This is a genomic window from Gordonia oleivorans, from assembly GCF_040044975.1.
Lineage (GTDB): Bacteria > Actinomycetota > Actinomycetes > Mycobacteriales > Mycobacteriaceae > Gordonia > Gordonia oleivorans.
In genome coordinates, this window is record NZ_JBDZDI010000002.1 from 231,217 (window position 1) to 254,949 (window position 23,733).

The window sequence follows — 23,733 nt, forward strand, 5'->3', positions numbered from 1 at the left end:
GACCGGCGGGACCGGCGCATTGGGTCGGCTCGACCGCAGGCCTACGCCTTCCCGTCGCGCAGTTTGGTCGCCATCACCGCGACCTGGGTGCGGCGCTGCATGTCGAGTTTGGCGAGGATGCGTGAGACATAGTTCTTGATTGTCTTCTCCGCCAAGAACATTCGTTCTGCGATCTGGCGGTTCGTCATACCGTCGCCGATCAGGTTGAAGACCTCGCGCTCCTGATGGGTCAGCTCGGCAAGCGGATCGGTGTGCTGCTTGCCGTCGCGCAGTTTCGCCAGAAGTGCCGCCGTGCTGCGATCGTCGAGGAGCGAACCACCCTTGCCGACGGTGCGCACGGCCGCCACCAGGTTGTGTCCGAGGATCTGCTTGAGCACGAATCCGGACGCCCCGGCCAGCACGGCGGCGAGCAGGGCATCGTCGTCGGCGTAGCTGGTGAGCATCAGACAGTGGATGGAGGGATCGGCGGCGCGGATGTCGCGGCACAGTTCGACACCGTTGCCGTCGGGCAATCGGACGTCGAGCACCGCCACGTCGGGCTTGGCCGCCAGGACGCCGACGCGGGCCTCTCCGACGCTCGCCGCCTCACCGACCACCTCGATGTCGCCGGCGGTTCCGAGCAGGTCACGCAGACCGCGCCGGACGAGTTCGTGGTCGTCGACGAGGTACACCCGAACCGGTGCGGTCGGCGCACCGTCGTGGCCGAGCTCACCACCGGAATCGTCGGCAGAAGCGGGATGGACGTCGGAGGACATGACACGAAGTTACCGCACCGGGCCGCCCAGATCGCGACGTCGGTCCCCACCGACAGGGGACCTTTGGCTCACGTGTGACGGGTGGGACGTGGCGGAGAGTGTGGAGAACCGGGAGCGCGTGTCGGGCCGCGCGCCGGGAGGACCGCCGAGCGGGCGTGGCAACGACGCACATCCCGCCGCGGTCGTAACGATCCGACACGAAGAGCACTAGGAGCGACGCGTGAGCACCCTCATCGGACCAGCCACCAGTGACGCCGGGATGACCGGCTCCGACTTGCTGCGTGAACTGTTGCCGGTCTGCGAGACCGAAGTCGAACGCCACATGAAGATGACCAAGGACTGGCACCCGCACGACTACGTCCCGTGGGACGACGGGCGCAACTTCGCCGCTCTGGGCGGCGTGGACTGGGATCCCGAGCAGTCGCAGCTGTCGGAGGTCGCGAAGGCGGCGATGATCACCAACCTGCTCACCGAGGACAACCTGCCGTCGTATCACCGCGTGATCGCCGACAACTTCACCCTCGACGACGCCTGGGGTTTCTGGGTCGGGCGGTGGACCGCCGAGGAGATGCGCCACTCGACGGTGATGCGCGACTACCTCGTCGTCACCCGCGGGGTTGACCCGGTGGAACTCGAGGAAACCCGCATGCTGCACATGACGCACGGATTCAATCCGCTGCCCGAGGACGACGGTCAGCGCGATCACAGCTTCGACATGCTCTACGCCGTCAGCTACGTCAGCTTCCAGGAACTGGCCACCCGCGTCAGTCACCGCAACACCGGCAAGGCGTGCGGCGACCCGATCGCCGACAAGATGCTGCAGCGTGTCGCGGCGGACGAGAACCTGCACATGCTCTTCTACCGCAACATCGTCGCCGGTGCGCTCGACCTGGTGCCCGATCAGGCGATGGCCGCCATCTACGGGATCGTCTCGAACTTCCAGATGCCCGGTGCCTCGATGCCGAACTTCCGGCGCAACGCGGTGCTCATCGCCAAGGGTGGCATCTACGATCTGCCGCAACACCTTTCGGAGGTGGTGATGCCGGTGCTGCGGAAGTGGCGGATCTTCGAGCGCGACGACTTCGGCCCACTCGGAGACATGTACCGCGACAAGCTCGCCGACTTCCTCGAGGAGATGAACGTCAAGGTGGAGAAGTTCCAGCGGGCCCGCGAGCGGGCGCTGGAGCGTGAGTCGCGAAGGGCGATGGCGGGCGCATGACGATCGCGGACCTACCGATGAACCTGGGAATCGAGCCGTCGGCACCCGCGGCGGGGGGCTGCGGCGACTGCTGCGGCAGTTGTGAACGCCCGGTACCGGCACCGGAACCCGACGTCCCGGTCGGCTTCCACGCCGCGATCACCATGGCCGAGGCCGCCGCGAACCACAATCCGACCTGGTGGAACGAGGTGCGCTGTCACGCCGAGGACACCGCCGCCGGCGAATACTGCAGTTCGCTGCTCCTCGGTGCCTTGCTGCAATCGGCGGCGCATCGGCTCGGGGTGCCGACCGCGGATGTGTGGTCCTACATCCGCCGTACCGGTGAGCTGCCGCAGTAGCCGGTCAAAGGTCCACTCGGACAACGACGTTCCGGCGCACTCGGGCATCGTGGCGACGGTCATGCCCGCGTGCCCGGGCGCGACGTGCCCGAGCCGGTAGGCTCCACACTCATGTCCGACACCCCTGAGAGCCCCGAGCGTGACGCCGCCGTCGGTGAGTCCGGCCACTACCTGGCCGGCCTCGACCTGGTCGGCCGCAGGGTCGTCGTGGTCGGCGGCGGGTCGGTCGCACAGCGCCGGCTGCCCAATCTGGTGGCGGCCGGCGCCGACGTGCATGTGGTGGCGATCGACCCGACGCCCGCGGTGGAGTCCTACCCGGGGGTGAGCATCCATCGCCGTGCCTATGCCGACGGCGATCTGGCCGGTGCGTGGTATGCGATGGCCTGCACCGACGATCCCGACGTCAACGCCGCGGTGGTGGCCGAGGCGGAACGGTCGCACACGTTCTGTGTGCGGGCCGACGACGCGCGCTTCGGTTCGGCCGTCACCCCGGCCTCGGGTCGCCACCGGGACGTCCAGTTCGGCGTGCTCGCCGGCGGCGATCACAAGCTGTCCGCCGCGCTGCGGGCCGCCATCGGCCGGGCCCTGGCCGACGGTGACCTCGTCGTCGACGATGCACCGCACCCGCCCGGGGTGGCGCTGGTCGGTGGCGGACCGGGGGACCCCGACCTCATCACCGTCCGCGGCCTGCGGCTGCTGATGGCCGCCGACGTCGTCGTCGCCGATCGGCTCGCGCCGCCGCAACTGCTGGCCGCGTTGGGGCCGCAGGTGGAGATCATCGACGCCGCGAAGGTGCCCTACGGGCGGGCGATGAAGCAGGAGGCCATCAACGACGTCCTGGTCGCCCGCGCCAAGGAGGGCAAGTTCGTCGTGCGGTTCAAGGGCGGCGACCCCTATGTGTACGGCCGGGGCTTCGAGGAACTGCAGGCCTGCGTCGCCGCCGGTGTCCCGGTGACCGTGGTCCCCGGTATCACCAGCCCGATCTCGGTGCCCGCATCCGCGGGCATCCCCGTCACCCATCGAGGCGTCACCCATGAGGTGGTGATCGTCTCGGGGCACGTGGCGCCCGATCATCCCGACTCGCTGGTCGACTGGCCGGCACTGGGCAGGCTGCGCGGCACCCTGGTGCTGATGATGGCCGTCGAACGCATCGACCGGTTCACCCAGGCGTTGCTCGACGGTGGCCGCAGCCCGCAGACACCGGTGGCGATGATCGAGAACGGTTCGCTGCCCACCCAGCGGGTGATCCGCGCGGATCTGGCCCACGCCGCCGAGGAGGCGGTGCGCGGCAACCTGCGACCACCGGCCATCGTGGTGATCGGCGACGTCGCCGGGTTCACCGACGCGGACACCACCGTCGGCTCCTGATCCGGCAGAATCCTCGTCTCGACGCCGTCACAGCCGCCTCACGAGGTCACTGCCGTATCAACTTGCCGTCACTTCTGAGCCAACATTGCCAACAACGATTGGCATATTGATCAAGGCGAACGGTAGCGTCGACCCTTATGTCGCTATCAGCTCCGTCTGATCACGGCACCACGGTGGTGCCCGGTCAGTACCGACCGGTCTTCGGTTTCGCGATCCTGGTGCTGTCGGGGATGCAGCTGCTGATGGTTCTCGACGGCACCGTCGCCGCCCTCGCACTCCCGAGCATCCGCGATCACCTGGATCTCGGCGAATCGTCGGCGAACTGGGTCATCACCGCCTACGTCCTGGCCTTCGGCGGTCTGATGCTGCTCGGCGGCAGACTCGGCGACACCTTCGGCCGCAAGCGGATGTTCATCGTCGGTGTCACGGCGTTCACCCTCACCTCGCTGCTGTGCGGGGTGGCCTGGAACGAGGCGAGCCTGATCGTCGGACGAGCCCTGCAGGGCGCGTCGGCGGCCGTCGCGGCACCCACGGCGATGGCCCTGGTGGCCACCACCTTCGCGCCGGGAAAGCCGCGCAGTCAGGCATTCGCCATCTACGCGGCGATGACGGGCGTCGGGTCGGTCGCGGGCCTCATCCTCGGTGGTGTGCTCACCGAGATGTCCTGGCGGCTGGTGTTCCTCATCAACGTGCCGATCGGGCTGGCGGTGGCCGTCGGCGCCGTGTTCGCGTTGCGTGAGTCCCAGGGTGAACGTCTGGCACTCGACGTCCGTGGTGCCGTGCTCGCCACGGTCGGCTGCACGCTGCTGGTGCTGGCGGTCAGCGAGGGCCCCAACGGGTGGGGACGGCCCCTCGTCGTCGGATCCTTCCTCCTCGGCGCGATCGCGCTCGCCGCATTCATCGTGGTCGAACGCCGCGCCGCCAACCCGATCCTGCCGTTCGTCCTCTTCGACAACACCAGCCGGGTCGCCGCCCTCGCCGCGATCTTCCTGGCCAGCATGATCATGATGTGCATGGCGGTGTTCATCTCCCTGTACCTGCAGGGCATTCTGGAGTACTCGCCGATCGAGAGCGGCCTGGCCGTGGTGCCGTTCGCCGTGGGGCTGGGGGTGGCCGCGGCGATCGCGTCCAAGCTCTCGCTGATGATCCAGCCGCGGTGGCTGGTGCTCGTCGGCGGCGCGATCATCCTCGCGGGATGCCTGTACGCGTCCTCGATCGCCACCGACATGCCGCACTACTTCCCGGGCATCGGACTGACGGTCATCATCATCGGCTTCGGCGTCGGACTGGCGGTGATCCCGTTGACCCTGTCGGTGGTCGCCGGCGTCGCGCCCACCGAGATCGGACCACTGACCGCGCTCGCGCAGGTCGCCCAGAACCTCGGTGGCGCCATCGGACTGGTCGCCGTCGGCGCGATGGTCACCTCGCGGGCCCTGTCGCAGGGCGGCACCACCGGGCCGGTGGAGACCATGAACCCCACCCAACTCGCCGCGCAGGCCGACGGTTACGGCCTGGCGTTCGCGTGCTGCGCGGGGATCGCCGTCATCGCGGCGGTCGTCGTCATGTTCATGAGGTTCACCCCCGAGGAGGTCGCCGAGGGGCAGGCCGCGCAGGAAGCCGCGAACACCACCCTTGACGTCGACGACGCCGTCACACATCGGCCCTGACACGCCGGCCCTGACACACCGGCCGTGGAGCCCCGCCCTCAGTCCGGCTCGGACAGGACGGCCTGACGTGGGCCGGTGACCATCAGATGCGCACCGTGCCCCCAGACGCGCAGATGGCTCGCCGCCGCCTGCAGGGTCCAACCGCGTGCCGCATAACGCAGCCCGACGTCCAACACCGTCGCGGCGGCACCCCAGCGCATGGTGATCGTCGCCGGCGGGGCTTCGTCGACGAGGGTTCCGTCCCGCAACCGCATCGGCGGATCGAACCACGCTCCGGTCAAGAGGACACCATCGTCATCGAGCGTGATCGACACCCGATCGCCGAGCGCCGTGGCGACGTGGGCCTCGGAACCGAAGGTGGGCAGGGTGCGCACAGCGGCGCGCGGGCCGTCGTAGATCCCGGGATGCACACCGTCGAGCATGAGGCACTCGGCAACCTCCGCCTCGCTGCGCACGACGATCAGCGCGGTGTCGGTCGGTCCCCGATCGGCACCCAGCCAGGCCCGATCGCACGTGATGCTCACGCCGATCCCGGCTCCGAGGGCGGTGCCTCCCACAGTCGAGAGCACGTCGTGGACGACGGCGGCCTCCGCCGGCCCGGGGGTGACGGCGAAGGTCACGGTGTCGGGGGCGAGGTCCAGCCGGATCCACGGCGCATCGACCAGCGTGCCGCCACCGGATTCCGCTGACCGGTCGGCGATCCGGTCCGTCAGCCGCCGCGCGGCGAACGCCTCGAGCGCCGACGGATCGAACGGCTGGTCACGGAGATCGTGGGTGCGCGGATCGAGGTTGACGACGAACAACGGTTCAGACATTGCGATTCACCATAGTTAATGGCGTCTTGTGGACCTCGGGTCGGGTCCCGACTCGCAGTCAGTCGGTGATCACGACGACCTCATCGCCGCGCACGATCTCCACCCGCTGACCGGCATCACTGAGAACCGACGCGAGTCCGTTGATGTCGCGGACGGTGCGGCGGGTCCGCACGAGTTCGCGCGCCATCAGTCCCTTGTAATGCTTGTTGAAGTGGCTGACCACCTTGCGGGTGCCGTCGGCGGCCTCGGTGACCACGGTGGCGGTCACCGCCCCCGACACCGGGCCGAGTTGCTGGTAGATACCCGAGCGCAGATCCACGACGAAATCGTCGACCGCGTCGAGTGCCGCCGACAGGTCCGGTTTCCACAGTGCGGTGAGGGTCGGCAGCCCGGGGAGTTTCGATCCGCCGGAGAGGCGATAGGCCGGGATCGGGTCGGTGGCCCGAACCACGCCGAACAGTGCCGAGCCGATGGCGAGACGCTCGGCGGCCTTGTTCTTGCCTGCCTTCGTCAGCGAGCGGTGATCCAGGGCGTCGTAGAGCACGCCGGTGTAGCGCTCGATGGCCGGGCGGGTGGGGGAGAGCCACAGGTCGGCGTTGCGGTCGACCTCGGCGAGTTGGGTCTTGCCGAGGCCGAGGGCCTTCTGACTGGCGTCCAGGTCGGCGGCGAGGTCGACGATCGCGTCGGCGATGCGCTTACGGGTCGGGTTCAGCTCGGTGAAGGACAGCGCGTCGAGGTCGAGCGGGGCACCGGAACCGCCGTCGGACTTGGTTTCCGAAGGGGGGAGGATGACGAGCACCGCCACACTGTATCGGCGGTGCCGACGGGCGCGACAACGCGGTTGCAGCACCCGACTAGACTCTGCTCCCGTGATCACCCGCATGTCGACCCTGTTCCTGCGAACCCTGCGCGACGACCCCGCCGACGCCGAGGTTCCCAGCCACAAACTGCTCGTCCGCGCCGGATACGTGCGACGCGCAGCGCCCGGCGTGTACAGCTGGTTGCCGTTGGGCCTCAAGGTCCTCAAGGCCGTCGAGCAGGTCGTCCGCGACGAGATGAACGCCATCGGCGCCCAGGAGATCCTGCTGCCCGCGCTGCTGCCGCGCGACCCGTACGAGGAGACCGGCCGCTGGACCGAATACGGCCCGGCGCTGTTCCGGCTCAAGGACCGCAAGGGCGCCGACATGCTGCTCGGGCCCACCCACGAGGAACTGTTCGCCCAGCTGGTCAAGGGGGAGTACTCCTCGTACAAGGATCTGCCGGTGGTGCTCTATCAGATCCAGACCAAGTACCGCGACGAGGAACGCCCCCGCGCCGGCATTCTGCGTGGCCGTGAATTCGTCATGAAGGACTCCTACTCCTTCGACCTCGACGACGACGGACTCAAGCTCAGCTACCAGGCCCACCGGGAGGCGTACCAGAAGATCTTCGCGCGCCTCGGCGTGCGGTACGTGATCGTCGCCGCCACCTCGGGAGCCATGGGCGGCAGCGCCTCCGAGGAGTTCCTCGCCGAGAGCGAGGTCGGTGAGGACACCTTCGTCCGGTGCGTCGAGTCGGGTTACGCCGCCAACGTCGAAGCCGTGATCACCCCTGCGGCAGAGCCGATTCCGTTCGACGACACGCCCGCCGCCGTCGTGCACGACACCCCGGACACCCCGACCATCGACACCCTGGTGGCGTGGGCCAACGACACCCTCGACGGCATCTACACCGCCGCCGACACACTCAAGAACATCCTCGTGAAAGTCCGTGAGCCGGGCAAGGATTGGGAGTTACTGGGCGTCGGTGTGCCCGGTGACCGCGAGGTCGATTTCAAACGTCTCGAGGCGTCCCTCGAGCCGGCCGAGGTGGAGTTGCTCACCGAGGCCGACTTCGCCGCCAACCCGTTCCTCACCAAGGGATACATCGGACCGAAAGGTCTGCAGGACAACGGGGTTCGCTATCTCGTCGATCCGCGGATCGGTGACGGCTCGTCGTGGATCACCGGCGCCGACGCACCCAACAAGCATGTCGTCGGCCTGGTGGCCGGACGTGACTTCGTCGCCGACGGCACCATCGAGGCCGCCGAGGTCCGCGACGGCGACGCCTCACCGGATGGCAAGGGTCCCTTGGTCAGTGCCAAGGGCATCGAGATCGGTCACATCTTCCAGCTCGGCCAGAAGTACACCGACGCCTTCGAGGTCGACGTCCTCGGCGAGAGCGGTAAGCCGGTACGGCTGACGATGGGCTCCTACGGCGTCGGGGTGTCGCGTCTGGTGGCGGTGCTCGCCGAGCAGAACCACGACGACAAGGGTCTGCGCTGGCCGCGTGCGGTGTCGCCGTTCGCCGTGCACCTGGTGATCGCCAACAAGGACCAGGGCGCGATCGACGGCGCCAACACCCTGGCCGCCGACCTCGACGCCGCCGGTCTGGAGGTCCTCCTCGACGACCGCAAGGCCTCACCCGGCGTGAAGTTCAAGGACGCCGAATTGCTCGGTGTGCCAACGGTTGTCGTCGTCGGGCGCGGCTACGCCAACGGTGTCGTCGAGGTGCGTGACCGGTTCACCGGCGAGAGCACCGAGGTTCCCGTCGGCGACGCGGTCGAGACGATCACGGCGGCGGTTCGCGGCTGACCCGACGGTTCGACAAAGGCCGGATCACCGGGCCGGATCGTCACAAACCGCCGCGAGCAGGCGTTCGCGCGCCGTCTCGTACTTCTGCTTGAGGCGCGCCGCGGTCTGCGGATCGCGTTCGGCGAGTGCGGCGTTGCCGGACAGGTTCTGGGCGTTGTCGGCGAGTTTGACCTGCCGACCGAGCGGATCGGCCGCGGCGCGCTCGATGGCGGCCGAATAGTCCTCGCCGTCGTTCTTGGTCACCGCGACGACGGCCCGGATGACATGTGCCGGAACCCCGAAGTCGGTCAACTCCGCGACCGTGACGTCGGTGTCCTCGAGGATGTCGTGCAGGAGTCCGGCCATCTCGGCGTCGGGGCCGAGCGGCGCGAGGCGTTCCGCGATCGGTTCGAGGTGGGCGGTGTAGTAGTCGCGGCCCATCTTGTCGACCTGGCCCGCGTGTGCGCGGCGTGCGAGGTCGCGAACGCTCTCGAGTGTCGTCATCTGCCGTTGTCCGTTCTTCTCACCGCGGCGTCGGGTGCCGCCCCACGGAAGCGTAGGTGGTGACGCCCACCGGCGTCGGGTGACGGCCGCTCACGGGTGTCGCGACACTACCGACGACCGGGAAATGCGACCGTTGCCGGCCGCTCACCCAGCGCGACACGCCACCGCGCGGCCCGCAATGCCGACGAAGTCAACCCGTCGACACCGAGGGTGCGTGCCGGGGCACCATCGGCCTGCTCGAGCAGGGCGCGATAGGCGACGGTGCAGTCGATCTCGGAATCCAGGACCACCCGCGCGGCGCTGACCGGATCATTCACCGTGATCGGCAACGTATAGCCGGCAGCGGCCTCGGGTGCAGTGCCACCGGCCGCCGTGATCGCCGCGGTGAGCCGATCACGTTCGGTGCGGTGCTCGGCGATGAACTCCTCGAGCATCGGCCGCCGTGCGGACGAGATGAAGGCGGTGGCCACCCCGTAGGTGAAGATGGCGGCGTTCTGGGTCTCGACGGCCGCCGACATCGCATCGACCGAACTCATCCGAGCTGCACCTCCATCAGGGTTGTCACCGACGCACTGATCGAACCGGTCAGGCCCGAGGAGTACCCGCTCAGGTCGATCGCCGAACTCCGCGCCGCCTTGGCCGACGCCGCCAACGCCGATCGCAGCCCGTCGAGGGTGGTCGCCGACGGCGCCGCCGGACCGCTTGTCGCGCTGGGGCCGGCACCCGACGAGGACGCCGACGTACTCGATGCGCCGCCGGACACCGTATCGATCTGCCCGGCGATGTCCTGATCGAGACGGGTGATCTCCTCCCGCAAAGCCTGCGCATGCTGACCGCGTTGATCGGCGACGACGCCGAGTGCGGCAGCGTAGTCGGTCACCTGCGGGGCCAGCGCCCGGGCCGCCGCGGCGTCGGCCAGCGCCGACCGGGCCAACGGCACCAGCGCCTGTGCGGTGACCTGACCCGGCGTGGGCCCTCGATCGCATCCCGCGGCGGTGGCCACCACCGTCACGCCGACACCGAGCATCACACCGCCGCGCAGAACGGTGCGACGGGACGGGCCGGTGCGGACGTGGGGCGTATCGCCGTGAACGGGGTCGGCGGGTGGTGGACGCATCACCCGACACATGATGCCAGCCCGGTCGGAGTCCGCACCGGCCGTGCACACGGTGGTCGGATCCGCTGCGCCCATCCACTACCATGGGCGAGCCGACCGAACAGGCAACCGAAGCCAGAGACAACTGAAGACGAGGAGAACGTGGTGGCCATCGAGAAGCAGCGGGTTCACGACCTCGTCGAACATCTGGTCGTCGAGGGCGGCTTCGACCTCGAGGACGTGATCATCTCGTCCGCGGCCGGCGCCGACGAGGTCCGCCTCGTCGTGGATCGTGACGGCGGCGCCGATCTCGACGTCCTGGGTGCGCTCACCCGCGACATCAACGAGGTCCTCGACGCCGGTCCCGACATCTCCGACACCCCCTACACGCTCGAGGTCACCTCACCCGGCATCGGGCGCCCGCTCACCCTGCCGCGGCACTGGCGACGGGCGCAGGGCCGCAAGGTCCGTGCGACCCTGCACGACGGCCGAAAGGTCGAGGGACGCATCGGGGCGAGCACCGACGACGAGGTCACCGTCGTCACCAACACCCGCGGCCGGATCGGTGCCGAAGCGATCCCGCTCACCGCGATCGAACGCGCCGTGGTGGAGGTCGACTTCTCCCGCCCGAGCGTGGCCGAACTGCAACGCTGCGGCCTCGACGACACCGAGATCGCGCGACGCCGCGAACCCGGTCCGACGGAATTGTGAAGGACGGGTCCCGCGGCGGACACTGGACTCGACACAACTGGGCACACACAACTGAATATCGGCACAAGTGAAACCGACAAATGAATAGGAGCACTCACGACATGAACATCGACATCAACGCCCTGCGGATGATCGAGGCCGACAAGGGCATCTCGATCGACACCGTCATCACCGCCATCGAGACGGCCCTGCTCACCGCCTACCGCCACACCGACGGCTTCGCCCCGCACGCGCGCATCGACGTCAACCGCAAATCCGGTGAGGTCCGCGTGATGGCCCAAGAACTCGACGAGCACGGCGACGTCGTCCACGAATACGACGACACCCCCGAGGGATTCGGCCGCATCGCGGCGACCACCGCACGCCAGGTGATCCTGCAGCGGCTGCGTGACGCCGAGAACGAGAAGAGCTTCGGCGATCTGGTCGCCCACGAGGGGGAGATCGTCGGCGGCGTCGTCCAGCAGGACGCCCGCGCCAACGCCCGCGGCATGGTCGTGGTGCAGATCGGCAGCGAGGCCAACGCCACCGAGGGCGTCATCCCACCCGCCGAGCAGGTGCCGGGGGAGACCTACACCCACGGCGACCGCATCAAGTGCTACGTCGTCGGCGTCACCCGGGGACAGCGTGGCCCGCAGATCACCCTGTCGCGCACGCACCCGAACCTGGTGCGCAAACTGTTCTCGCTGGAGGTCCCCGAGATCGAGGACGGCTCCGTCGAGATCGTCGCCGTCGCCCGCGAGGCGGGTCACCGGTCGAAGATCGCGGTGCACACCGGTGTCAGCGGCCTCAACGCCAAGGGTGCCTGCATCGGGCCGATGGGGCAGCGCGTGCGCAACGTGATGAGTGAACTCGCCGGCGAGAAGATCGACATCATCGACTTCGACACCGATCCGGCCACCTTCGTCGGGAATGCCCTGTCGCCGGCGAAGGTTGTCTCCGTCGAGGTCGTCGACCTCGCGGCGAAAGCCGCACGAGTGGTCGTGCCGGACTATCAGCTGTCCCTCGCCATCGGCAAGGAAGGGCAGAACGCACGACTGGCCGCACGGCTGACCGGGTGGCGGATCGACATCCGATCCGATGCCGACGGGTCGCCCGCGACCGGCTCCCGCACACCGAGTGGTGGCCGATTGTCCTCTTAGCGGCGACTCACGCTAGACTGAGCGATGGTTCAGCGAAAGCCGTCGACCACGTCCTCTGACGATGGCCGTCGGGATCGTCCCGTCCGAATGTGCATCGGATGTCGGCAACGCGCCGAGATCACCGCACTGGTTCGTGTGGTCGCCCGCGAGGGTGCCAACGGACCGACGGTCGAGGTCGATCTCGCGAAGACCATGCCGGGACGAGGTGCGTGGCTGCATCCGAACGTGGACTGTGTGTCCGCGGCGGTGCGGCGACGGGCGTTCGCAGTGGCATTGAGGACGACGAATCTGGCAGCCAATCCAGATGACCTCGCCGAAGCGATCGAAGCCGGGGATCGGTTCCCGATCGCGGACGACAGCAGGCTCGACACCGAGCCGGAACAGGTAGCAGAAGACATGAGCACACCGTGAAGTCCCCACGATGAGCACGTATCGGACATAATCCGAGGCCGTAGCGGGCAGCCCGCTCGGCCTCCAAGTGAGGAGAGCAGTGGCAGGCAAGGCCCGCGTGCACGAACTGGCCAAGGAACTGGGCGTGACGAGCAAGCAAGTGCTCGAGCGACTCAAAGAACAAGGTGAGTTCGTCAAATCCGCGTCGTCGACCGTCGAGGCCCCGGTGGCCCGTCGACTTCGCGAATCATTCCCCAAGAAAGACGGCGGTTCATCCGCACCCAAGCCCGGCGGTAACGGCGGCGCACCCAAGCCCGGTGCACGCCCGCGTCCGGGCCCCAAGCCCGGCAATGCGTCGGCACCCAAGCCCGGTCCCGCTCCGGCACCCGAGGTGAGCGCGCCGGCAGCCCCGGCCCGTCCCGCGGCCGCCACCCCGGCGGCCCCGGCCCCGCAGGCCCCGGCACCAGCGCCGAGCGCTCCGGCACCCAAGCCCGCAGCACCCAAGCCGGCTGCTGCGTCGGCCCCCGCGCCCGCAGCGCCGTCGGCCCCGAGTCCCGGTCCGCGCCCCGGACCGAAGCCCGGTCCGCGTGCACCACGGGTCGGCAACAACCCGTACTCCTCGGCACCGGCGCCCGCGCCGCGTCCGCAGGGTCCGCGTCCCGGTCCCGGTCAGGGCGGTCCCCGCCCCGGCGGTGGACGTCCCGGCGCGCAGAATCGACCCGGTCAGGGCGGCGGACGTCCCGCTCCCGGCCAGGGCGGTCCCCGTCCCAGCCCCGGCAACATGCCGCCGCGCCCGAACCCGGGTGCGATGCCCAGCCGTGCCAGCCGACCCGACGCCCGGCCCGGTGGCCGCAGCGGCGGTCCCGGTAACCGCGGTGGCGGCGGTGGCGGTGGCTACCGCGGCGGCGGTGGCGGTGCTCCCGGTGCCGGCGCACCCGCAGGTGGCGGCGGTTTCCGCGGCCGCCCCGGCGGTGGCGGACGTGGTCGCGGCGGTGCCGCGGGTGCGTTCGGTCGTCCCGGCGGTGCACCCCGCAAGGGCCGCAAGTCGAAGCGGGCGAAGCGCGCCGAGTACGAGAACATGCAGGCACCGGCCGTCGGCGGTGTCCGGCTGCCGCGCGGCAACGGCGAGACCATCCGTCTCGCCCGCGGCGCATCGCTGTCGGACTTCGCCGACAAGATCGACGCCAACCCGGCATCGCTGGTCCAGGCGTTGTTCAACCTCGGCGAGATGGTGACGGCGACGGAGTCGGTCAACGACGAGACGATGGAGCTGCTCGGCTCGGAGATGAACTACACCGTTCAGGTGGTCAGCCCCGAGGACGAGGACCGCGAACTCCTCGAGAGCTTCGACCTGTCCTACGGCGAGGACGAAGGGGACGAGGAAGACCTCGAGCAGCGTCCGCCGGTGGTCACCGTCATGGGCCACGTCGATCACGGTAAGACCCGACTGCTGGACACGATCCGTAATGCCAGCGTCCGCGAGGGCGAGGCCGGCGGCATCACCCAGCACATCGGTGCCTACCAGGTGAACACGCACCTCAACGGCGATGATCGGCTCATCACCTTCATCGACACCCCGGGTCACGAGGCGTTCACCGCCATGCGTGCCCGCGGTGCGAAGGCCACCGACATCGCGATCCTCGTGGTCGCCGCCGACGACGGCGTCATGCCGCAGACGGTGGAGGCCATCAACCACGCACAGGCGGCCGACGTGCCGATCGTGGTGGCGGTCAACAAGATCGACAAGGAAGGTGCCGATCCGCAGAAGATCCGCGGTCAGCTCACCGAGTACGGTCTGATCCCCGAGGAGTACGGCGGCGACGCCATGTTCGTCGACATCTCGGCCAAGCAGGGCACCAACATCGACGAACTGCTCGAAGCGGTGCTGCTGACCGCCGACGCGTCGCTCGACCTGCGGGCGAACCCGGACATGGACGCCCAGGGTGTGGCCATCGAGGCGCACCTCGACCGCGGTCGTGGACCGGTGGCGACCGTGCTCATCCAGCGCGGAACGCTCAAGGTCGGCGACTCGATCGTGGCCGGCGACGCCTACGGACGTGTGCGCCGCATGGTCGACGAACACGGTGACGACATCGAGGCGGCCCTGCCGTCGCGTCCGGTCCAGGTGATCGGTTTCACCTCGGTGCCCGGTGCCGGCGACAACCTGCTCGTCGTCGAGGAAGACCGCATCGCCCGGCAGATCGCCGACCGCCGCAATGCGCGCAAGCGCAACGCGCTGGCCGCACGCAGCCGCAAGCGGATCAGCCTCGAGGACCTGGATTCGGCGCTGAAGGAAACCAGCCAGCTGAACCTGATCCTCAAGGGCGACAACTCCGGTACCGTCGAGGCCCTCGAAGAGGCCTTGCTCGGTATCGACATGGGCGACGAGGTGTCGTTGCGGGTCATCGACCGCGGTGTCGGTGGCGTCACCGAGACCAACGTCAACCTGGCGGCCGCATCGGATGCGATCATCATCGGCTTCAACGTCCGCGCGGAGGGCAAGGCCACCGAGCTGGCCAACCGCGAGGGCGTCGACATCCGGTACTACTCGGTGATCTACCAGGCCATCGACGAGATCGAGAGCGCGCTCAAGGGCATGCTCAAGCCGATCTACGAAGAGGTGGAACTCGGCCGCGCCGAGATCCGCGCCATCTTCAAGTCGTCGAAGGTCGGCAACATCGCCGGTTGCCTGGTGCAGTCGGGCATCGTCCGCCGCAACGCCAAGGCACGTCTGCTCCGCGACAACGTCGTGGTGGCCGAGAATCTCACCATCGCCTCACTGCGACGGGAGAAGGACGATGTCACCGAGGTTCGCGAAGGCTACGAATGTGGTCTCACGCTGACCTACAGCGATATCAAGGTCGACGACGTCATCGAGAGTTACGAGCTGCAGGAGAAGGCGCGCGACTGAGATGACGCCGTCGACGGACATCAAGGTCGACGACGTCATCGAGAGTTACGAATTGCAGGAGAAGGCGCGCGACTGACGCGCAGCGCAACAATCGAGGCTCCCCTCCCGCGGGCGGTGTCCGGGTTCGCCCGGGCCGCCCGCCGGGAGGGGAGTATCTTCTGACCTCTGGGAGGACACCGATGGCCGATCCGGCACGAGCACAACGTCTCGCCAAGCGGATCTCGTCGATCGTCGCGTCGGCGATCGCCAACGAGATCAAGGACCCGCGTCTGGCGCATGTCACGATCACCGACGCGCGGGTCACCAACGACCTGCACGACGCCACGGTGTTCTACACCGTGATGGGATCCACCCTCGACGAGGAACCCGACCTCGACGCCGCCGCGGCCGGCCTGGCCAAGGCGACCGGCATCCTCCGATCGAAGGTGGGCGCGGGCACCGGGGTGCGATTCACCCCGACGTTGACCTTCGTCCTCGACACCGTTCCCGATGCCGCGCGGCAGATGGAGGAACTGGTGGCGCGGGCGCGGGCCAACGACGAACTCGTCGCACGTCGCGCCGCGGGCGCCGAACCGGCCGGCGACGCCGACCCGTACCGCAGCAAGGACGCCGACGAATCCGATGCTGCGACCGGCGAAGTCGAGCAGTAGTGGGCGACGCCTCGAGTGCGGCCGTCGCCGGCACGCTTCGCCGTACCGCCGAGAGTGGCGGTGCGGCGACGATCCTGTGTCACGTCCGCCCCGACGCCGACACCATCGGCAGCGGTCTCGCCCTCGGACTGGCACTGGATCGTCTCGGTGTGGATGTCGAGATCGCCTTTCCGGGTCCGGAGACCCTGCCCGCGGCCCTCGGTGCACTTCCCGGCGCGAAACTGCTCGTCGACGCCCCCAGCGTCCGGGGCAGTGATCTCGTGATCTCGGTGGACGCGGCCAGCGTCGAGCGGCTGGGCGTCCTGGGGTCCCACTTCGATGCGGCCGCCACCTCCGTCGTCATCGACCACCATGCCTCCAACAAGGGCTTCGGCGATCTGAACTTCATTGATCCGCAAGCAGATTGCACCGCGGTGCTGGTTCTACGGATACTCGACGATCTCGGTGTCGACCTCGACAGTGACATCGCGACGTGCCTGTACGCCGGTCTCACCACCGACACCGGATCCTTCCGGTGGGCGCGCCCGGACTCGTACCGCATCGCGGCCCGACTGATCGACGCCGGCGTCGACTCCCGCACCTGGAGTCGGCGGCTGTTCGACACGCATCCCTTCGCCTGGCTGGGAATGGTCGCCGGTGTTCTGGCGTCGGCCCAGTTGGACGCTGCGGCGTGTGACGGCGAGGGACTGGTGTACGCCGTGGTCGACCGTGCGGCGCTGAGCGGGATGAGCTGGGAAGAGTCCGAAAGCGTCATCGACATCGTGCGCACCGCCGCCGAGGCCGAGGTCGCGGCGGTGTTCAAGGAAGTCGACGCCGATAGCTGGACCGTGTCGCTGCGATCAAAGAAGACCGTCGACCTCGTCCCGGTCGCGCGAGCGCACGGCGGCGGCGGCCATCGCAACGCCTCCGGCTACAGCGACACCGGCTCGGCCGACGAGGTGATCGCCCGGCTGCGGGAGTCACTCTGAGCGGATCACCGACGACGACCGGCCCCGACATCGATGCCGGGATGCGACGCGTCGGAATCCTCACCGTCTCGGCGCTCGCGGTGCTCATCGCTCCGCCGCTGTACCTGCTGCTCGACCTGGCCGTGGTGGGACGGCTCGGCGGCGACGAACTCGCCGCGCTCGCCGTGGCCACCCTGGTCCTGTCGATCATCAGCACCCAGCTGACGTTCCTCTCATACGGAACGACGGCACGCTCGGCGCGCAGGTTCGGCTCCGGTGATCGTGCCGGCGCCATTTCCGAAGGCGTACAGGCGAGTTGGATCGCGCTCGGCGCCGGTCTGCTGATCGTCGCCGTCACCTGGCCGATCGCGCCGTATGTGATGGCCGCCCTGGTCGGCGACGCGTCACCCTCGTCGGCGACGGTGGCCACCGACGCCACCGAGTGGTTGCGTGTGGCGGTGTTCGGCGTCCCGCTGATCCTGCTGTCGATGGCCGGCAACGGCTGGATGCGTGGCGTGCAGGAGACCCGTCGACCGGTGATCTATGTGCTTGTCGGACTGTCACTGTCGGCGGTTCTCGTAGTGGGGTTGGTGCACGGCCTGTGGGGGTTCCCGCGTCTGGGCATCGTCGGCAGTGCCATCGCCAACGTCATCGGGCAGTCCATCACCGGCGTCCTGTTCGCGACGCGGGTGATCCGCGAACACACCCGGGATTCGGGGGTGAGCTGGGCGACATTCCGGCCCGATCGCACCATGATCGGCGCACAACTGGTCATGGCCCGCGACCTCATCGTGCGCAGCCTCTCGTTCCAGATCTGCTTCATCTCCGCGGCCGCGGTCGCCGCCCGGTTCGGCGTCGCCCAGGTCGCGGCGCACCAACTGGTCCTGCAACTGTGGGAGTTCATGTCGTTGTTCCTCGACTCGGTGGCCATCGCCGCGCAGGCCCTGGTCGGTGCCGCCCTCGGCGCCGGCTCGGTGTCCGTCGCCGCTTCGGTGGCCCGTCGGGTGACGATCATGTCGGTGACCGCGGCGGTGTTCATGGCCGGGGTGTTCGCCGCCGGATCCTCGGTCCTGCCGAGGGTCTTCACCTCCGATGACGCGGTGCTCGACGCGATCGGTGTGCCGTGGTGGTTCTTCGTCGCGATGCTGCCGATCGCGGGTGTGGTGTTCGCCTTCGACGGCGTGCTGCTCGGTGCCGGCGACGCTGCGTTCCTGCGTACCGCCACCCTGATCGCCGCGCTGTGCGGATTCCTGCCGCTGATCTGGCTGTCGCTGATCTTCGATTGGGGGCTGGCCGGGGTGTGGACCGGCCTCGTCGTGTTCATGATCCTGCGGCTGGCCGCTGTCGGGTGGCGGATCGCGTCGGGGCGCTGGCGGCGGGTGGGAGTCGGCTGACGCGCGGTGGTCACTGCTGCGGCGGCCATCCGGGTGGTTGCTGTGGTGGCCAGGGCTGTGGATTCGGTGGGTGGCCGGGCCGGCCCGGTCCATGACCGTACGGTGCAACGACCCCGCGGGGGCCTTGCGGCGGTCGGGGACGGTCACGGCGCAGGAGCAGGCCGAGGCCGTCGCACGCCCACACGAGCAAGATGCCGAGGACCGTCAGCCCGAATGCTATGCCGAGGAACGCGGCCCAGTTCGCCATCGTCGCGTACACCGCGACGTCCCAGGGGATCCAGAGATCGGGCGGCTGGAAGGTGAGCGGCCAACCGCCGAGCCACACCACGCCGACGGCCGGTAGCACGCCGATCAGGGCGGCGGGCGTCCGGCGTCGTGCGAGACTCCATCCGGTGATGGAGCCGATCAGCAGCGTGATTCCGATGCGCCGGGTGCCGAAATTGCCGGGATCGGCCCACTCGTCGGTCGACAGCGGGTCGACGTAGTACGCGATCGTGATTCCCAGGCACAGTCCGAGACAGATCATGGCGACGATGACGCTCAGGATCCGCTGAGTCGACGTTCTTCCCCACACGGCGAGAACACCGATGTACAGCAGGACGAGCAGTCCCCAGACCGCGAACTCGGCGGATCTGCCGAGCCCGCCGACATGGGTGATCACCGGCACGAAGTAGAGGCCGGCGAAGGAAACACCGAAGAGAACCACCGCGATGGCGGCACTGATGAGCGTCTGCACCCACCACGGGCCGCGATCGCCGAGGGGCACTCGGGGAGTTGGTGGTGCAATCGGGTTCTGAAACGGAGGTGGGGGCGGTGTCGTCACCAGAGGAACTCGTCTCAATACCGGGGCGGCCGCTGCTGGTGCGGCGACCAACCCGAATCGTGCGGTGGCGGTGGCGTCGATGGACCGGGCCACGATGTTCCCTGGCCGGGAGTCCCGGGCGTACCGAACGGCGACGTTCCGAACACCGGGGATGTCGGAGGGGGAGCGGGTCGAGTGCGTTGCAGGAGTAGGCCGAGGCCGTCACATGCCCAGACGAGCAGGATGCCGAGGACCGCGAAGCCGACAAACGCCCCGCAGAGGTTGGACCACCACGCGATGGGCAGGTACAGGTCGTCGACATAGTCGAACGCGGGAAGGTGAAACTCGATGATCCAGGTTCCCAACGCGATCATGCCGACGGCGGGGATGATGCCGAGGAGGGAATACAGTGTCCGGCGGCGGGCGATGCTCCACCCGAGGATCGACGCGAGAAAGATCATCGCGTCGGTGATGATGAGGAGGGTGGTGCTCGAAACGGATTCGACTACACCCCAATCGAAGTCATATGACGCGTACACCATGTGTGAGGCCGTGAGGAGTACGGCTGCAGCGGTGGCTGCGAGAACACGTCGCAGGAGCGTGCGCCCCCAGATCGCCACTATCGCGACAATGAGAAAGTACGGAATGATCCAGGACACGTACTCGACCCAGATGCCGGCGTCGGTGGCTGCCGTCTTGCTCGCGGCGAACAGGACCGGCACCGAGACCGCGTAGATCACCACCGGCACAACGGCACTGATCAGCGTCTGCAGCCACCACGGGCCGCGGTCGGAGAAGGAACGCCGCGGCGTCGGCGTCGGGAGTGGCGGAGTCCCAAAGGGATACGGAGCTGCCATCGTCACATCACCTCTCCGGCATCGTTCGTGGGGGACTCGATCCGCAGTAGTTCTCAAGCCACAGGGTTCAGGACTGCGGTGGCCACGACTGCTGCGGCGGTGGCCACCCTTGCCCCTGCGCGGGCGGCGTCGGACCGGCTTGGCCCGGCCACTGCGTGCCGTAGCCCTGGGCGCCGTAACCCCCGACGCCACCAAACGGCGACGCCGGTGGCGCGGAGCTGTTGCGTTGCGAGGCCAGCCCGAAGCCGTCGCATCCCCACAAGATCAGGATGCCGACGATCCAGAAGGCGAAGTCGATGGCGTTACCCGCCAGCGGACGCCAGAAGTCGTTGTCGATGTACGGCAGTTCCCAGTTGACCCACACGGCCACGGCGATCAGGATCGCCACCGGCAGGAGACCGATCCAGGTGAAGCCGGTCCGCCGACGGGCGACGGTCCACCCGAGAATCACACCGGAGTACAGGACAGCGGTCCCGGTCCACCAGAATGCCTTGAACTGCCAGTCCGCCCAGTCGAGGAAATCGTCCTCAATAATCACCCAGAACACCTGCAGGATTCGCTGGACACCGATCAACACCAGCGCGACGAGTGCTCCGGCGATCCGCCGGGTTGTCGTCCGTCCCCACAGTGCCAGGACCCCGACAAAGATCACGCCGAGCACGGACCAGGCCGCCACGTTCGGCCACTGGTCGACATCCACCTGGATCAGTACGTACTGCAGTGCCACCGACAGCACGAAGAACACCACGCCGATACCCGCGCTGATCAGCGCCTGCACCCACCACGGCCCACGGTCGCCGAGGGCCGGGCTGCGGGCGGGTACCGGTGCAACAGGGGGATAGCCAGGGGAGTACACCGCGTGATCATGTCACGTGGTGGTGCTCACCGCCGGGACAGCGCTGCGCGGTGTCATCCGGGCGCATGGCACGATGGATCCTCGTGGCAACTCTCTGGGCGATCAGCGATCTGCACGTTGCGCATCGCGGCAACGAGCACATCGTCGACCAGATCCGTCCGACCTCCGATCAGGACTGGCTGATCGTCGCCGGCGACGTCGCCGAACGCACCGACGACATCGTCGACACCCTGCGTCGGTTGCGCGCCCGATTCCACACCGTCGTCTGGGTACCCGGCAATCACGAGCTCTACACCACCGCCAAGGATCCGCTGCAGATCTTCGGTGCCGCCCGCTACGACTATCTCGTGCAGGCTTGCCGTGACCTGGGTGTCGTCACGCCCGAGGACATCTATCCACTGTTCGATGCCGGTGACGGATCCGCGCCGGTGCGGGTGGTGCCGATGTTCCTGCTCTACGACTACACCTTCCGGCCCGAGGGAACCTCGACGGCACTGGCGGCCCTGGCGTTGGCGCGGGAGCGCAATGTGGTGGCCACCGACGAATTCCTGTTGTCGCCGGAGCCGTATCCGACCCGCGATGCGTGGGGACGGGCTCGGGTGGCGGCGACCCGGGCCCGGCTCGAGGCGCTCGACCCGGCCGAGCAGACCATCCTGATCAATCATTGGCCGCTGCGTCGTGAACCGACCGACGCACTGATGTATCCGGAGTTCGCCTTGTGGTGCGGCAGCACCGAGACCGCGGACTGGCACACCCGCTTCAACGCGGCCTGCTGCGTCTACGGCCATCTGCACATCCCGCGCACCACGTTCTACGACTTCGTGCGGTTCGAAGAGGTGTCGGTGGGTTATCCGCGGGAATGGAAGCGGCGCGGTCTGCCCGAACCGCTGCTGCGGCAGATCACCCCCGACCCGGGACTCTGCGAGGAGGATCTGCCCCCGCACGGCGCACGCTTCGAACTGCCGCCCGATTATGAGCGGCGCGCCGAGGAATTCCAGCGGCGAGTTGCCGAGCGCCGGGAACGCCAGGCCGCCCGGCGCGCGCAGAACTCCACGACCCCGACACCCTCACCGGAAGGACCCGAGACGTGATCGAACGCCTGCTGCCCTCGGGTGTGGCCTCGGCCGAATCCTTCGGTGACCCACCGGGTCTCACGCCACTGCCGGGGGAGGAGTCGCTGATCTCACGCGCCGTGGAGAAACGTCGCCGCGAGTTCACGACCGCGCGGCACTGTGCCCGCGAAGCGCTCGGCCAACTCGGCATCGAGCCCGTCGCGATCATGCGGGGCGAACGCGGAATGCCGTTGTGGCCCAAGAACGTTGTCGGCAGTCTCACCCATTGCGACGGATACCGGGCAGCGATCGTCGGCTACGGCATGGCGGTGCGATCCCTCGGCATCGACGCCGAACCCCACGACGCGCTACCCGACGGCGTGCTCGACCACATCAGCCTGCCGGAGGAGCGTGAGGTCCTCGCCGGGCGTCCGGACACCCTGCACTGGGATCGACTGTTGTTCTGCGCCAAGGAGGCCACCTACAAGGCGTGGTTCCCGCTCACCGAGCGGTGGCTCGGATTCGAGGACGCGCACATCACCTTCACCCAGGACGACCACGCCACCGCTGCTCCGACCGGAACGTTCCGCTCCCGCATCCTGATCGACGGGCGCACCGTCGACGGAGGCGCTCCGCTCGACGAACTGCACGGACGCTGGACGGTCGAGGGCGGCCTCATCCTCACCACGATCGTGAACGTCTGACATGGCCGACGCATCGATCGAGAACGCCGGTCTGCTCATCGTCGACAAGACCGCCGGAATCACCAGCCACGACGTCGTCGCCCGGTGCCGCAAGATCTTCAACACCCGCCGGGTGGGTCACGCCGGCACCCTCGACCCGATGGCGACCGGTGTGCTCGTGGTCGGAATCGAGAGGGCGACAAAGCTTCTCGGGCTGTTATCGCTGACCACCAAGAGTTACACGGCCACCATCCGGCTGGGCGCGGCCACCGACACCGATGACCGCGAGGGCCAGATCGTTTCTCGCGGCCCGGTTGAGGCGATCACCGACGAGGCGATTGACGTCGCCGTCGCCGAGCTCACCGGCGACATCCAACAGGTGCCCGCCAAGGTCAGCGCCATCAAGGTCGACGGTCGTCGTGCGCACGCACTGGTGCGCACCGGAGCCGACTTCGACCTCGAGTCGCGTCCGGTCACGGTGTCGCGCTTCGAGATTCGCGACCGGCGCCGCGTCGACGTCGCGGCCGATGACGCCGATCCCGGAGGCCGCTTCCTCGATCTCGACGTCGAGGTCGACTGTTCGGCCGGCACCTACATCCGTTCGCTGGCACGCGATCTCGGGGTGGCGCTGGGCGCGGGCGGGCATCTCACCGCCCTGCGACGCACCGCGGTGGGACCGTTCACACTCGAACACTCCCGCACGCTCGACGATCTCGCCGAGAACCCACGACTGTCGCTGACGATCGACGAGGCAGCCCTGCTGTCGTTCCCGCGGCGCGACATCGACGACGACGAGGCCGAATCAATCTCGCAGGGGCGGTGGTTGCGGCCGATCGGCCTGACCGGAATCCACGTCGCCGTCGACCCGTCCGGGCAGGCGATCGCGCTCATCGAGGAGAAGGGCCGCCGGGCGAGTTCGGTGATGGTGGTGCGGCCGGCCACGCTGCGCTGACACCGCACACGCGAGTTCACATGTGAGATGTGCCGA

The 23,733-nt window shown here is 68.5% G+C and carries 24 protein-coding genes; 15 read left to right on the forward strand and 9 right to left on the reverse strand.

Annotation, left to right across the window (positions count from 1 at the left end; translation table 11 throughout):
• Positions 1-41 precede the first annotated feature (41 nt).
• Complete coding sequence (locus ABLE92_RS04510) at positions 42-755, reverse strand: response regulator transcription factor (RefSeq protein ID WP_348803459.1); 714 nt, start codon at positions 753-755, stop codon at positions 42-44.
• 220 nt (positions 756-975) lie between these two features.
• Between ABLE92_RS04510 and ABLE92_RS04515 the strand changes: the two genes are divergently transcribed.
• The 4 genes from ABLE92_RS04515 to ABLE92_RS04530 all read left to right on the forward strand — a co-directional run bounded on the left by ABLE92_RS04515 (position 976) and on the right by ABLE92_RS04530 (position 5,347).
• The gene (locus ABLE92_RS04515; RefSeq protein ID WP_348803460.1) at positions 976-1,974 is read left to right on the forward strand and encodes an acyl-ACP desaturase; all 999 of its coding nucleotides are present in this window, start codon (positions 976-978) and stop codon (positions 1,972-1,974) included.
• The gene (locus ABLE92_RS04520) at positions 1,971-2,312 is read left to right on the forward strand and encodes a hypothetical protein (protein ID WP_348803461.1); all 342 of its coding nucleotides are present in this window, start codon (positions 1,971-1,973) and stop codon (positions 2,310-2,312) included. The genes ABLE92_RS04515 and ABLE92_RS04520 overlap by 4 nt, the downstream gene beginning before the upstream one ends.
• Positions 2,313-2,423: 111 nt before the next feature.
• The gene (gene cobA, locus ABLE92_RS04525) at positions 2,424-3,680 is read left to right on the forward strand and encodes a uroporphyrinogen-III C-methyltransferase (RefSeq protein ID WP_348803462.1); all 1,257 of its coding nucleotides are present in this window, start codon (positions 2,424-2,426) and stop codon (positions 3,678-3,680) included.
• A gap of 137 nt (positions 3,681-3,817) precedes the next feature.
• Complete coding sequence (locus tag ABLE92_RS04530; RefSeq protein ID WP_348803463.1) at positions 3,818-5,347, forward strand: DHA2 family efflux MFS transporter permease subunit; 1,530 nt, start codon at positions 3,818-3,820, stop codon at positions 5,345-5,347.
• 38 nt (positions 5,348-5,385) lie between these two features.
• Here ABLE92_RS04530 and ABLE92_RS04535 read toward each other — a convergent pair whose 3' ends face one another.
• Both ABLE92_RS04535 and yaaA read right to left on the reverse strand, forming a co-directional pair.
• Positions 5,386-6,162, reverse strand: a complete 777-nt coding sequence (locus ABLE92_RS04535) for a hypothetical protein (RefSeq protein WP_348803464.1) — start codon at positions 6,160-6,162, stop codon at positions 5,386-5,388.
• Between the two features lie 58 nt (positions 6,163-6,220).
• Positions 6,221-6,961, reverse strand: coding sequence for a peroxide stress protein YaaA (yaaA, locus tag ABLE92_RS04540; RefSeq protein WP_348803465.1), 741 nt, complete (start codon positions 6,959-6,961; stop codon positions 6,221-6,223).
• A gap of 82 nt (positions 6,962-7,043) precedes the next feature.
• Between yaaA and ABLE92_RS04545 the strand changes: the two genes are divergently transcribed.
• Positions 7,044-8,774 carry a proline--tRNA ligase gene (locus ABLE92_RS04545; protein WP_348803908.1) on the forward strand — a complete coding sequence of 577 codons (1,731 nt, stop codon included), beginning with the start codon at positions 7,044-7,046 and terminating at the stop codon, positions 8,772-8,774.
• A gap of 24 nt (positions 8,775-8,798) precedes the next feature.
• Here ABLE92_RS04545 and ABLE92_RS04550 read toward each other — a convergent pair whose 3' ends face one another.
• From ABLE92_RS04550 to ABLE92_RS04560, 3 genes are all read right to left on the reverse strand, one after another.
• Entirely contained in the window at positions 8,799-9,257 is a 459-nt protein-coding gene (locus ABLE92_RS04550) for a phosphohydrolase (RefSeq protein WP_348803466.1), read from the reverse strand.
• 107 nt (positions 9,258-9,364) lie between these two features.
• On the reverse strand, positions 9,365-9,793 hold the full coding sequence (locus ABLE92_RS04555) for a ferritin-like domain-containing protein (RefSeq protein WP_348803467.1): 429 nt from the start codon (positions 9,791-9,793) through the stop codon (positions 9,365-9,367).
• Positions 9,790-10,374, reverse strand: coding sequence for a hypothetical protein (locus ABLE92_RS04560; RefSeq protein WP_348803909.1), 585 nt, complete (start codon positions 10,372-10,374; stop codon positions 9,790-9,792). Before ABLE92_RS04560 ends, ABLE92_RS04555 begins: the two co-directional genes overlap by 4 nt.
• Before the next feature lie 144 nt (positions 10,375-10,518).
• On the opposite strand from ABLE92_RS04560, the gene rimP reads away from it, so the two are divergent.
• The 7 genes from rimP to ABLE92_RS04595 all read left to right on the forward strand — a co-directional run bounded on the left by rimP (position 10,519) and on the right by ABLE92_RS04595 (position 18,495).
• Positions 10,519-11,064, forward strand: coding sequence for a ribosome maturation factor RimP (gene rimP, locus ABLE92_RS04565; RefSeq protein ID WP_348803468.1), 546 nt, complete (start codon positions 10,519-10,521; stop codon positions 11,062-11,064).
• A 101-nt stretch (positions 11,065-11,165) separates the two neighbouring features.
• A complete protein-coding gene (gene nusA / locus ABLE92_RS04570) occupies positions 11,166-12,203 on the forward strand; it encodes a transcription termination factor NusA (RefSeq protein ID WP_348803469.1) in 1,038 nt (345 codons plus the stop codon).
• A gap of 87 nt (positions 12,204-12,290) precedes the next feature.
• Positions 12,291-12,614: a YlxR family protein gene (locus ABLE92_RS04575; RefSeq protein ID WP_348803471.1), complete on the forward strand. Its 324-nt coding sequence runs from the start codon at positions 12,291-12,293 to the stop codon at positions 12,612-12,614.
• Positions 12,615-12,693: 79 nt separating this feature from the next.
• Positions 12,694-15,504 (forward strand): translation initiation factor IF-2, encoded by a 2,811-nt coding sequence (gene infB / locus ABLE92_RS04580; RefSeq protein WP_348803472.1) that lies wholly within the window; start codon positions 12,694-12,696, stop codon positions 15,502-15,504.
• A 179-nt stretch (positions 15,505-15,683) separates the two neighbouring features.
• Entirely contained in the window at positions 15,684-16,154 is a 471-nt protein-coding gene (rbfA, locus tag ABLE92_RS04585; protein WP_348803473.1) for a 30S ribosome-binding factor RbfA, read from the forward strand.
• Complete coding sequence (locus tag ABLE92_RS04590) at positions 16,154-17,122, forward strand: DHH family phosphoesterase (RefSeq protein ID WP_348803475.1); 969 nt, start codon at positions 16,154-16,156, stop codon at positions 17,120-17,122. The genes rbfA and ABLE92_RS04590 overlap by 1 nt, the downstream gene beginning before the upstream one ends.
• Positions 17,123-17,163: 41 nt before the next feature.
• Positions 17,164-18,495, forward strand: coding sequence for an MATE family efflux transporter (locus tag ABLE92_RS04595; RefSeq protein ID WP_348803477.1), 1,332 nt, complete (start codon positions 17,164-17,166; stop codon positions 18,493-18,495).
• A 10-nt stretch (positions 18,496-18,505) separates the two neighbouring features.
• Here the strand turns inward: ABLE92_RS04595 and ABLE92_RS04600 are convergent, their stop codons facing one another.
• The 3 genes from ABLE92_RS04600 to ABLE92_RS04610 all read right to left on the reverse strand — a co-directional run bounded on the left by ABLE92_RS04600 (position 18,506) and on the right by ABLE92_RS04610 (position 21,010).
• Positions 18,506-19,261 (reverse strand): hypothetical protein, encoded by a 756-nt coding sequence (locus ABLE92_RS04600; protein ID WP_348803478.1) that lies wholly within the window; start codon positions 19,259-19,261, stop codon positions 18,506-18,508.
• Positions 19,262-19,332: 71 nt separating this feature from the next.
• Positions 19,333-20,154 carry a hypothetical protein gene (locus tag ABLE92_RS04605; RefSeq protein WP_348803479.1) on the reverse strand — a complete coding sequence of 274 codons (822 nt, stop codon included), beginning with the start codon at positions 20,152-20,154 and terminating at the stop codon, positions 19,333-19,335.
• Between the two features lie 67 nt (positions 20,155-20,221).
• Positions 20,222-21,010 (reverse strand): hypothetical protein, encoded by a 789-nt coding sequence (locus ABLE92_RS04610; RefSeq protein WP_348803480.1) that lies wholly within the window; start codon positions 21,008-21,010, stop codon positions 20,222-20,224.
• 83 nt (positions 21,011-21,093) lie between these two features.
• Between ABLE92_RS04610 and ABLE92_RS04615 the strand changes: the two genes are divergently transcribed.
• From ABLE92_RS04615 to truB, 3 genes are read left to right on the forward strand one after another with little or no spacing between them, the layout of a single operon-like run.
• The gene (locus tag ABLE92_RS04615) at positions 21,094-22,101 is read left to right on the forward strand and encodes a metallophosphoesterase (RefSeq protein WP_348803481.1); all 1,008 of its coding nucleotides are present in this window, start codon (positions 21,094-21,096) and stop codon (positions 22,099-22,101) included.
• The gene (gene npt, locus ABLE92_RS04620) at positions 22,098-22,766 is read left to right on the forward strand and encodes a 4'-phosphopantetheinyl transferase Npt (RefSeq protein ID WP_348803482.1); all 669 of its coding nucleotides are present in this window, start codon (positions 22,098-22,100) and stop codon (positions 22,764-22,766) included. Before ABLE92_RS04615 ends, npt begins: the two co-directional genes overlap by 4 nt.
• Position 22,767: 1 nt before the next feature.
• Complete coding sequence (truB, locus tag ABLE92_RS04625; protein ID WP_348803483.1) at positions 22,768-23,697, forward strand: tRNA pseudouridine(55) synthase TruB; 930 nt, start codon at positions 22,768-22,770, stop codon at positions 23,695-23,697.
• Positions 23,698-23,733: the final 36 nt, after the last annotated feature.